This is a genomic window from Micromonospora sp. MH33 (assembly GCF_003013775.1).
Lineage (GTDB): Bacteria > Actinomycetota > Actinomycetes > Mycobacteriales > Micromonosporaceae > Micromonospora > Micromonospora fulviviridis.
This window is the reverse complement of the sequence record NZ_MUYZ01000248.1, coordinates 1-10,351: the sequence shown is the minus strand read 5'-3', so window position 1 is coordinate 10,351 and position 10,351 is coordinate 1. Positions and strand designations below refer to the sequence as shown.

The 10,351-nt window shown below is 73.2% G+C and carries 8 protein-coding genes; 5 read left to right on the top strand and 3 right to left on the bottom strand.

Annotated features, from left to right (window positions below):
- Together B0E53_RS27670 and B0E53_RS27665 are read right to left on the bottom strand one after the other, a co-directional pair.
- The coding region (locus B0E53_RS27670) for a condensation domain-containing protein (RefSeq protein WP_168215424.1) at positions 1–1,529 on the bottom strand (1,529 nt) is incomplete at its 3' end.
- A gap of 16 nt (positions 1,530–1,545) precedes the next feature.
- Positions 1,546–1,818, bottom strand: coding sequence for an acyl carrier protein (locus B0E53_RS27665; RefSeq protein ID WP_107078709.1), 273 nt, complete (start codon positions 1,816–1,818; stop codon positions 1,546–1,548).
- A 489-nt stretch (positions 1,819–2,307) separates the two neighbouring features.
- Here B0E53_RS27665 and B0E53_RS27660 point away from each other — a divergent pair, with 489 nt between their 5' ends.
- The 3 genes from B0E53_RS27660 to B0E53_RS27650 are packed head-to-tail and all read left to right on the top strand — an operon-like array spanning position 2,308 to position 6,684.
- Complete coding sequence (locus B0E53_RS27660; protein WP_107078708.1) at positions 2,308–3,897, top strand: MBL fold metallo-hydrolase; 1,590 nt, start codon at positions 2,308–2,310, stop codon at positions 3,895–3,897.
- A gap of 10 nt (positions 3,898–3,907) precedes the next feature.
- Positions 3,908–4,708 (top strand): alpha/beta fold hydrolase, encoded by an 801-nt coding sequence (locus B0E53_RS27655; protein ID WP_107078707.1) that lies wholly within the window; start codon positions 3,908–3,910, stop codon positions 4,706–4,708.
- Positions 4,709–4,764: 56 nt separating this feature from the next.
- The gene (locus tag B0E53_RS27650; protein WP_107078706.1) at positions 4,765–6,684 is read left to right on the top strand and encodes an ABC transporter ATP-binding protein; all 1,920 of its coding nucleotides are present in this window, start codon (positions 4,765–4,767) and stop codon (positions 6,682–6,684) included.
- Between the two features lie 382 nt (positions 6,685–7,066).
- On the opposite strand, the gene hppD is transcribed toward B0E53_RS27650, so the two are convergent.
- Positions 7,067–8,086 carry a 4-hydroxyphenylpyruvate dioxygenase gene (gene hppD / locus B0E53_RS27645; protein WP_107078705.1) on the bottom strand — a complete coding sequence of 340 codons (1,020 nt, stop codon included), beginning with the start codon at positions 8,084–8,086 and terminating at the stop codon, positions 7,067–7,069.
- A gap of 569 nt (positions 8,087–8,655) precedes the next feature.
- Here hppD and dpgA point away from each other — a divergent pair.
- Together dpgA and dpgB are read left to right on the top strand one after the other, a co-directional pair.
- Positions 8,656–9,810, top strand: a complete 1,155-nt coding sequence (gene dpgA, locus B0E53_RS27640; protein WP_107078704.1) for a 3,5-dihydroxyphenylacetyl-CoA synthase DpgA — start codon at positions 8,656–8,658, stop codon at positions 9,808–9,810.
- A partial coding sequence (gene dpgB / locus B0E53_RS27635; protein WP_146167788.1) for an enoyl-CoA-hydratase DpgB occupies positions 9,807–10,351 on the top strand: 545 nt, incomplete at its 3' end. The genes dpgA and dpgB, both read left to right, overlap by 4 nt.

Genomic DNA, 10,351 nt, shown 5'->3' with positions numbered 1-10,351 from the left:
GCCACGACCCGCTCCGCCCCGGCGCCGCGCTCGCGCAGCAGCCGGGCCAGCTGGTTGGCCCGCGCGTCCAGCTCCCGGTAGGTGAGCCGCCGGTCGCCGCAGACCAGCGCGACCGCCTCGGGGTGGGCCGCGACCCGCGCCGCGAACCGGGCCGGCACGCTCTGCCCGCCCAGGTCGGCGGCCGTGTCGTTCCACTCCACCAGCACCCGCCGCCGCTCGTCGGGGTCGAGCAGGTCGAGCCGGCCGACCCGGTCGGTGGGCGCGGCGGCGGCGAGCAGCTCCAGGGCGGTACGGAACCGGCGCGAGATCACCGCGCCGGCGTCCGGCTCGTGCAGCTCCGGGTTCAGCTCGACCAGCGTCTGCATCGTCCCGTCGGACGCCCGTTCGTACAGGTCGACGGTGACGTCGTGGGCCGGGCCGCCGGCCAGGCCGGTACGGGTGGCGACGGTGTCGCCGAAGCGCAGCGGCCGGTCCAGGGTGAGCACGTTGACGGTGAGGCCGCGCAGCGAGCCCCGGCCGACCAGGCCGAGGTCGCCGAGGATCTCGCCGTGCTGGTAGCGCTGGTGGCGCAGGCCGGCGCGGACCGCCTCGCCGGTCTCGCGGAGCAGCTCGGCGACAGTGGCCGCCGGCCGGACCCGCAGGCGGATCGGCAGCACGTTCGAGGTCATCCCGGGCACCCCGAGCTCGCGGCGGGTGGTGCGGCCGGCGACCGGCACGCCGACCACCACGTCCCGCTCCCCGGTGGTGCGCGCCTGGAGCAGCGCGGCGGCGGCCACGGCCAGGGTGGCGAAGCCGGTACGCAGCCGGCGGGCGGCGGCGCGCAGGCCGGCCGCGGTGTCCGGGGTGAGGTCGTGCCGGTGCCGCAGCGGGCGCGGGGGCAGCCGGCGCAGGTGCTCCCCGCCGGTGGTCACGCTCTCCGGCAGCTCGGCTAGGGCGTCGCGCCAGTACCGCCGGTCCCGGTCCAGCTCCGGCGACTCCCGGTACGCGCGGTCGGCGTCGAGCAGCACGGACAGCGGCGGCAGCGGCGTGCCCTCGGCCGTGCCGCTGACCAGCGCGGTGTACCGCTCGGCGACCCGGACGGCGAGGGCGGCGAGGCTGCCGCCGTCGAGGAGGAGGTGGTGGGCGCGCTGGTACCAGAGCACCTGGTCCGGTGCGATCCGGAACACCGCGTACCCGCAGAGCGGGCCGTCGCGCAGGTCCGCCGGGCGGTCCAGGTCGTCGGCCATCCACCGCTCGGCGGCGGTTCGCGGGTCGGGCTCGGCGCTGAGGTCGGCGACGTGGATCGGGTGCGACACCGGGTCGGCGACGTGCTGCCGGGGCGTGCCGCCGTCGGCCCGGAAGCGCAGCCGCAGGGCGTCCGCCTCGGCCAGCGCCCCGCGCAGCGCCCGGACCAGCAGGTCGACGTCGACGTCGCCGTGCAGCTCGTGATACTCGCCCACGTTGAACACCGGGCTCTCCGGCGCCAGCTGCTGGGCGTACCAGACGCCGAGCTGGGCGGCCGCCAGCTCGCGGGGCTCCGGTCCCGACACCGCGGTCACCTCCGCCTCACTTCCCGGCCAGCGCCACGAGTTCGGCCGCGACGGCGGCCAGCGAGTCCGCCTCCCAGAGCAGGGTGGGCTCGACCGTCAGCCCGAGGGTCTCCTCGATGTCCCCACAGAGCGCGAAGGCGTAGACCGAGTCCAGCCCGTACTCGGTCAGCGGCGCGTCCGCGTCGATCTCCTCCGCCGGGCAGCGCAGGTAGTCGGCGACCCGCTCGACCAGCCAGGACCGGACGAGGTCGGGCGTCAGCCGGTAGGCCGCCAGGTCGGTCTCGGACATGCGGTACCTCCTCGACCCGGCAGCCGCCGGGTGCGTCAGTGGGGAGCGGTACGGCTCGACGGCGACGTCAAGCGGGTCTCGGGCGGCGCCACCACCCCGCCGGGCCGGCGGCCGGACGCCGCCGCGTGGATGGCCGGCGCATGTACGGTCGTGAATGCACGGGCTCCACAGCGGTCCACTATGGCGCAGCCCCGAGCGGACGATCAACAAGCCCGGAACACCCGCGCACGGCCCTGTTCAACTGCGACATCGCGCCGGTTGCACACCCGCCCGCGCGCCGGTCGCACACCCCGGCGGGGTGTCCGCGCACAGGCTGTACCGCCTCCCGGCACGGTGCCATAGTGAACCGCGCCCGCGCCGGGTCCAGCGACCGGCGTCGCTGCCAGCGCAGTGCCGTGTCCCTGTGACGCGCCGTCCGCTCGGCGTGCTGCGGCCTACCTCTTCCGCCGGTCGCGCTCCGGCGTACGACACCCAGGATGGAGAGACGACATGGGCGATGCCGCCGAGCCGAGGTATCTCCGCTCGAACGTGATCCTCGAGCCTCTGGTCGACCGGTTCTACGCGTGGTTGCACACGGTCGCGCCCGTGCAGGCGTCGATGAACCTGGCGTTCCTGCACCTGCCGCTGCTGGAGTCGTACCTGCAGAACCCGTCGGTACACGTCGCGGCGAGCACCAACCCGGCGATGCGCGGCGGCTACTTCGTCGGCATCGAGTCCGAGCGCGCCGGCGAGGTGGCCGACCTGGTCAAGTCGATCAAGGAGGACCGGGCGGAGATGCTGGCCTTCGCGGCCGGCGTCGCCGAGGCCGAGGACATGATCCGCCAGGAGGCCACCGGGTTCGACCTCACGCCGCTCTACCCGAAGCTGCCGGCCGCGCTGAAGGGCCTGGTGGAGATGGCGTACGACACCAGCAACCAGGCGTCGCTCCACTTCCTGGAGGCGCTGCTCTATCACAGCCCGGCGTACGACGAGGGCCGCCAGTCGGTGCAGCTCTCGCTGGACGACGGCGTGGAGCGGCCGTTCATCCTCAGCACGCCGCGGCTGCCGAAGCCCGGGGTGCTCGACCTGCCGCTGCCGTTCCGGCACCCGGGCCTGGCCGAGCTGGTCGCCGCCCGGGTCCGCCCGACCACCCTGGACCGCCTGCGGGAGGCACTGGAGCTGGACGACGGCCAGGCGGGCGCGTTGGATCGGCTGCTCACCGACCGGCCGAGCCTCTCCCCCGACCGGCACATCGACGGCGGCGGCCGGATCCGCTACTACGGTCACGCCTGCCTGGTGTTCCAGACCGAGCAGGCGGCGATCGTGACCGATCCGTTCATCAGCACCGACAACCGGCACGGCGACCGGTTCACCCTGGACGACCTGCCGGACCACATCGACCTGGTGCTGATCACCCACGGCCACCAGGACCACATCGTGCTGGAGACGCTGCTCCAGCTGCGCGGCCGGATCGGCGCCGTGGTGGTGCCGCGCACTTCCCGGGGCAACCTGCCGGACCCGTCGATGGGGCTCTACCTCAAGCACCTGGGCCTGCCGGTGATCGAGGTGGACGACTTCGACGAGGTGGACTTCCCCGGCGGCACGGTGACCGCCACGCCGTTCCTCGGCGAGCACGCCGACCTCGACATCCGGGGCAAGTCGACCTACTGGCTCCGGCTGGCCGGCAAGTCGATCTTCGTGGGCGCCGACTCCTCCGGCATCGACCCGACCCTCTACCGCTACGTGCGGGGCCACCTCGGCAAGGCGGACATCGCCTTCCTCGGCATGGAGTGCGACGGCGCGCCGCTGACCTGGCTCTACAAGGGTCTGCTCACCAAGCCGGTCAGCAAGAAGATGAGCGACTCGCGCAAGCTGTCCGGCTCGAACGCCGCCCAGGCGGGCCAGATCATGACCGAGCTCGGCGCGGACGAGGGCTACATCTACGCGATGGGCGAGGAGAGCTGGCAGGGCCACGTCATGGCCACCACGTACACCGAGGACACCTACCAGCTCAAGCAGATCGAGGAGTTCCTCGGCTGGTGCGCGGACCGGGGGTTGACCGGCGAGCACCTGTTCAACAAGCGCGAATGGCGCTGGTGACGTCCCCACCATGGACTTCCTGACCAGCAACGGGATCCGGCTCGCCTACCAGCGCTCCGGCGCGGGCGAGCCGGTTCTCATGATCATGGGCTCGGACTCGGCCGGGCGGGCCTGGACCATGCACCAGACCCCCGCCCTGCACCGGGCCGGCTACGCCACGGTCGTCTTCGACAACCGGGGTATCCCGCCGTCGGACGCGCCCGCCGGCAAGTACTCGCTGGCCGACCTGGTGGCCGACACCCGGGGCCTCATCGAGGCGCTGGACCTGGCCCCGTGCCGGATCGTCGGCACCTCGCTGGGCGCGATGATCGCACAGGAGCTGGCCATCGACCATCCCGAGCTGGTGCGGTGCGCGGTGCTGGTGGCCACCCGGGGCCGGCTGGACGCGGCCCGGCGGGCCCAGCACGAGGCCGATCTCGCGCTGATCGAGTCGGGGCTGCGGCTGCCCGCCGCGTACGAGGCGGCGCACAAGGTGTTCACCATGTTCTCGCCGGCCACGCTGAACGACGACACCGCCGTGGCCGGCTGGCTGGACCTCTTCGAGCTGTCCGGGGCCGGCCTCACGTCCAGCGGCCAGGCGTGGGCCGACCTGACCGGCGACCGCCGCGCGGCGCTGGGCCGGGTCACCGCCCCGTGCCGGGTGGTCGCCTTCGCCGACGACCTGATCACCCCGCCGCACCTGTGCGCCGAGGTGGCCGAGGCGATCCCCGACTGCGACCTGGTCGAGATCCCCGACTGCGGGCACCTCGGATACCTGGAGCGCCCGGAGGCGCTCAACAGGGCGCTCATCGAATTTTTCGACACCCACTAGCCGCCCGCCGGCCACCCCGGCGACGGCGCGACCACGAAGAAGGTTCCGTGGCCACGATGGACGGCCCAGGCTTGGGCGTGCTCGGCCTCCGCGTCGAGAATCTGGTTGAACCGCAGAAGATCAAACCCGGCACGGTACGCCGGATCCTGCCGTACGCCCTGCGCTACCGCTGGTCGCTGCTGGTGGTGCTGCTGACCACGATCGTCGAGTCGGTCATCACGGTGGCGAGCCCGCTGCTGCTCAAGATGATCATCGATAACGGCATCATCCCCGGCCGGAAGTCGGTGGTGGTCGGGCTGGCCGCGCTGGTCGCCGGCCTGGCACTGGTCAACGTCGTGGCGATCTACGCGCAGACCTGGTTCTCCGGGCGGGTCGGGCAGGGGCTCATCTACGACCTGCGCACCAAGGTCTTCGCGCACGTGCAGCGGCAGCCGCTGGCGTTCTTCACCCGTACCCAGACCGGGTCGCTGGTCAGCCGGCTCAACACCGACGTGGTCGGCGCCGAGCAGGCGGTCACCTCGCTGCTGTCCCAGACGGTCTCCACGGTGCTGACCCTGGTCCTGGTGCTGGTCGCCATGTTCTGGCTGTCGTGGCCGCTCACCGTGGCGGCGCTGGTGCTCATCCCGATCTTCTTCCTCCCCGGCAAGCTGGTCGCCGGGCGGCTGGAGCGGCTGGCCCGCGGCGGCATGCAGATCGACGCCGAACTGGGCTCGATGATGGCCGAGCGGTTCAACGTCTCCGGCGCCATGCTGGTCAAGCTCTACGGCCGCCCCGCCGAGGAGGAGAAGAGCTTCTCCGGCAAGGCCGCCCGGGTCCGCGACATCGCCATCTCGATGGCGGTGCACGGCCGGATCCTGTTCATCCTGGCCACCCTGCTCGCCACGGTCACCACCGCGCTGGTGTACGGCTTCGGCGGCAGCCTGGTGATCGACGGCCGCCTCGGCGTCGGCACCCTGGTCGCCATGGTGGCCCTGCTGCTCCAGCTGTACGGCCCGATCAACCAGCTCACCAACATCCAGGTCGACGTGATGACCGCCCTGGTCAGCTTCGACCGGGTCTTCGAGGTGCTCGACCTCAAGCCGCTCATCGCCGAGCGCCCCGGCGCCCGGGACCTGCCGGCCACCTCGGCCGGCACCGCCCCGGACGTGGAGTTCGACCAGGTGACATTCCGCTACCCCGCGGCCGACGAGGTCTCCCTGGCCTCGCTGGAGACCATCTCGCTGCCCGGCCGCGAGAAGGGCGGCAGCACCCAGATCCTCACCGACGTGAGCTTCGTGGCGCCGGCGGGCGCGCTGACCGCGCTGGTCGGGCCGTCCGGCGCCGGCAAGACCACCATCACCCACCTGGTGCCCCGGCTCTACGACCCCAGCGCGGGCACGGTGCGGATCGGCGGGCACGACGTCCGCGAGCTGACCCTGCGCTCGCTCGGCGACACGATCGGCGTGGTCACCCAGGACGCGCACCTGTTCCACGACACCATCCGGGCCAACCTGCTCTACGCCCGCCCGGACGCCACCGAGCGCGAGCTGGTCGAGGCGTGCGAGGCGGCCAGGATCTGGGAGCCCATCTCGGAGCTGCCCGACGGGCTGGACACCGTGGTCGGCGACCGCGGCTACCGGCTCTCCGGCGGCGAGAAGCAGCGCCTCGCGGTGGCCCGGCTGCTGCTGAAGTCCCCGCCCATCGTGGTCCTCGACGAGGCGACCGCCCACCTGGACTCCGAATCCGAGGCGGCCATCCAGCGGGCGCTGAAGACCGCGCTGGCCGGGCGTACCTCACTGGTCATCGCACACCGCCTCTCCACCATCCTGGACGCCGACCAGATCCTGGTCATCGACGCCGGCCGGATCCAGGAGCGCGGCACGCACGAGGAACTGCTCGCCCTCGACGGCCTCTACGCCGAGCTGTACCACACCCAGTTCGCCCACCAGCGCGGCGCCGACCCCGATCCCCTCCTCCCCGCCGCCCAGTCCGCCTGACCACCGCCCTCACGCGGCCCCGGCCCCTTCGGGCCGGGGCCGCCGCACATCCCCACGCCTCCCCAGCTGACTGATCAGGAGCTTTGCGTCAAGAAGCGGGGCCCAAGGCCGCACCTCTTGGTCAACCTCGCGCCTCACGCCCAGGTCGGGTCCGGCGCGAATGCGCGGACACCGCACTGGTGTCTGGGCCCTGGGCCGATCGACGGAGACGCCTGGATCACGGCCGAGCGCCGGCCGCCGCGGCCACCGCCGTCCGGTGCCGCGCGACCGACGACGAACGAGGGTGGGACGACCCGTTCACCCCCCGGACATGGTGACGCCCGGGGCCGCTGGGTGCGGTCCCGGGCGGGAGGTGGCGGGCCGGGGGGCCCGCCGTCGGGGGTCAGTCGGCGATGAGGCGGTCCCGCTCCACCGCCTCGTACAGGGCGCGGATGTTGCGGCTGCCGAAGCCGCGCGAGCCGCGCCGCTGGATGAGCTCGTAGAAGAGGGTGTTCGCCTCGTACGGCGACCGGGTGAAGAGCTGGAGCAGGTAGCCCCACTCGTCCCGGTCGGCCAGCACGTTGGTCTCGCGGAGCTGGGTGATCTCCTCGGTCATCCCGGTGAACCGGTCGGCGAGCATCTCGTAGTAGGCGTCCGGGGTGTTGAGGAACTCCACGCCCAGGGCGCCGTACTCGCGTACCGCGGGGACGATCTCGTCGACCAGGAAGGCGAGGTGCTGCACGCCGGGGCCGCCGTTGCGGCCGAGGAACGCGTCGAGCTGCCCCGGGCTCTTGGTCGGGTCCGGCGCGACCAGGGTGAAGGTCACCTCGCCGGAGGCGCCGCGGACCACGATGGAGTCCATCGCCTGGTCCCCCACCGCCACGTACTCGCTGAAGTACCGGTGCAGCCCGAGGGCCGCGCCGTAGTAGTCGGCGTGCTGTTCCAGGGTGCCGCCGGCCAGGCAGACCGCCACGTGGTCGAGCTTCCGGATCCGGCCGACGGGGCCGTCCGGGGCGGTTGACGGCGTCCAGTCGCCGATCGCCGGCAGCCGGTCGGCCAAGCCGCCGGTGGCGGGCAGCAGCGTGTGGCCGACGTCGCCGAATCCGGTGACCACCGGGTGGCCCCGGAAGGAGCGGCTCACGGTGGCGCCGGCCGCCGCGGCGGCCTCGACGGTGGCGTCCACGTCGTCACAGGTCAGCGCGATGTCGGCGATGCCGTCGCCGTGCCCGTCGAGGAACTTCCAGGTCTTCGGCCCGGCGGTGACGATGATCTTCACGGTGCCCTGCCGGAGCAGGGTGGAGCGGGTGTCGTCCACCGCGGACTCGGCGACCTGCCGGAATCCGAAGCGGGAGACGAAGTAGTCGACCGCGGACTGCTGATCGCCCACGTACAGCTCGACGTATTCAATCTCTCGTGCAACCACGGAGCTTCCTTTCGCAGCCGGGGATGGCGGAAGGGGACGGGTCCACGCCGACACGGCAGGGACCGCCGACCATCACCAAGAGGGGTTTCCGTCCGCCGGGCCGGAGGCCGGCGCGAGCGCGGCAGCCGTTGCCCCGCCGGACGGAGCCGAGGCCGAGAGCTGCCCGTTTCCTACGCACGGTCACTATGGCCCACCGTTACGGCGTCCATCAACGCGCCGCCGTCGGGCCGGTCACGGGCCCCGAGGGGGCCGGCTGTTCGACTGCGCCCCGCCGTCAGTTGGACACCCGGCGCGACCGGCCACTGTGCCCGGTCGCCGGTCCGCGCCCGATTGATCGGGGCAGGAAGCGGTGCCACAGTACGATCCGCGCCGCCGCAGGAGTGCCGACGCGGTGCCGAGACCGGTCGGCCCGGGCGCCCCGCGGCCCGCGCCTCGACCCCGCTTCCCCGACCCGCCCCGACGGCCCCGTGCCGCCGACCCGTTCGGGGAGGACCCGCCGTCCGACAGGAGAGGGTGACCGACATGACCACGGTCGTGTGCCGTCCGCGCAGCAAGCCCCGCATGTGGGGATGGACATTCCGATGACCACCACGCTCAGCGCCCCCGAGCAGGGCGTCCTCCGCCTCCCCGCCGCCCGCCCCCGCAGCCGCCCGGCCGCGCCGCCGGCGGCCCGGATCACCGGGGTCGGCACCGCGGTGACCGCCGACTCGTACAGCCAGCGGGAGCTGCTCGACATCTTCGACATCACCGACCCGCGGATCCGGTCGGTCTTCCTCAACAGCGCCATCGACCGCCGGCACCTCACCCTGCCGCCCCGGGACGCCGCCGGCGCGGTGCTCCCCGAGAGTCAGGGCGCGCTGCTGGCCAAGCACCGGCGGCTGGCCGTCGAGATGGGCGCGAACGCCGTACGCGAGTGTCTCGCCCGTATCGGCGCCGATCCGCGCGACATCGACTACCTGTGCTGCGTCACCACCACCGGCTTCCTCACCCCGGGGCTGAGCGCCTTCCTCATCCGGGAGCTGGGCATCGAGGTCCGCTGCCACCGGGTGGACGTGGTGGGCATGGGCTGCAACGCCGGCCTGAACGCCCTCGGCGGGACGGCCGCCTGGTCCGCCGCCCACCCCGGACGGCTCGCCCTGATGGTGTGCACGGAGGCGTGCTCCGCCGCGTACGTGATCGACGGGAGCATGCGCACGGCGGTGGTCAACAGCCTGTTCGGCGACGGCGCGGCCGCGATCGCCCTGGTCGCCCCGGCGGACGGCGACGCCGCCGCGGAGCCGGCCGGGCCGCGGATCCTGTCGTTCGCCAGTCACCTGATCACCGACGCCATGGGCGCCATGCGCTACGACTGGGACGACGACCAGCACAAGTTCAGCTTCTACCTGGACCCGGACATCCCCTACGTGGTCGGCGCGCACGCGGAGCGGGTCGTCGACCGGCTCCTCGGCGGGCACCACCTGCGCCGCAGCGACATCCGGCACTGGCTGGTGCACTCCGGCGGCAAGAAGGTGATCGACGCGGTCCGGGTCAACCTCGGGCTGTCCCGGCACGACGTCCGGCACACCATCGGCGTGCTGCGTGACCACGGCAACCTGTCGAGCGGTTCGTTCCTCTTCTCCTACCGGCGGCTGATCGAGGAGGGCGTGGTGCGGCGTGGCGACCACGGCGTCATGATGACCATGGGTCCGGGCTCCACCATCGAGACGGCGCTGGTGCAGTGGTGACCGCGCCGACCGCGAACGGCTTCGCGGAGACGAGCCCCGAGCCGGACCTGCCGACGCTGCGCGTCGACGGCGCCGCTCCCCTGACCGCCGAGGCGGTCGCCGCGCTGCGCGACCTCTGCGACCGGGTGGAGGACCGGGGTGACCGGCTGGTCGTGCTGCACCTGTCGGGCGCGCCCGGCCCGGGCTGGGCCGACGACCTGACCGTCGCCCTGGTCAGTCGCTGGGAACGCGAGCTGCGCCGGTTGGAGTGCCTGCCGGCGACCTCGGTGGCGGTGGCGCACGGTGACTGCGGCGGCGCGGCACTGGACGCGCTGCTCGCCACCGACCACCGGATCGCCGCCGGCCCGGCCCGGCTGGTGCTGCCGCTGGTCACCGGCGTGACGTGGCCGGGCATGGCCGTCTACCGGCTCACCCAGCAGTGCGCCGACCGGGCCGCGGTCCGCCGGGCGGTCCTGCACGGTACGCCGCTGGACACCGCCACCGCCCTGGCCGGGCACCTGCTCGACGAGGTGACCGACGACGTCCCCGCGGCGCTCGCCGC

Bases quoted from the DNA above. Each gene is read 5' to 3' on its own strand.
- B0E53_RS27650 (WP_107078706.1), top strand. From the start codon at position 4,765: ATGGACGGCCCAGGCTTGGGCGTGCTCGGCCTCCGCGTCGAGAATCTG.
- B0E53_RS27665 (WP_107078709.1), bottom strand. From the start codon at position 1,818: ATGTCCGAGACCGACCTGGCGGCCTACCGGCTGACGCCCGACCTCGTC.
- B0E53_RS27660 (WP_107078708.1), top strand. From the start codon at position 2,308: ATGGGCGATGCCGCCGAGCCGAGGTATCTCCGCTCGAACGTGATCCTC.
- B0E53_RS27655 (WP_107078707.1), top strand. From the start codon at position 3,908: ATGGACTTCCTGACCAGCAACGGGATCCGGCTCGCCTACCAGCGCTCC.
- dpgA (WP_107078704.1), top strand. From the start codon at position 8,656: ATGGACATTCCGATGACCACCACGCTCAGCGCCCCCGAGCAGGGCGTC.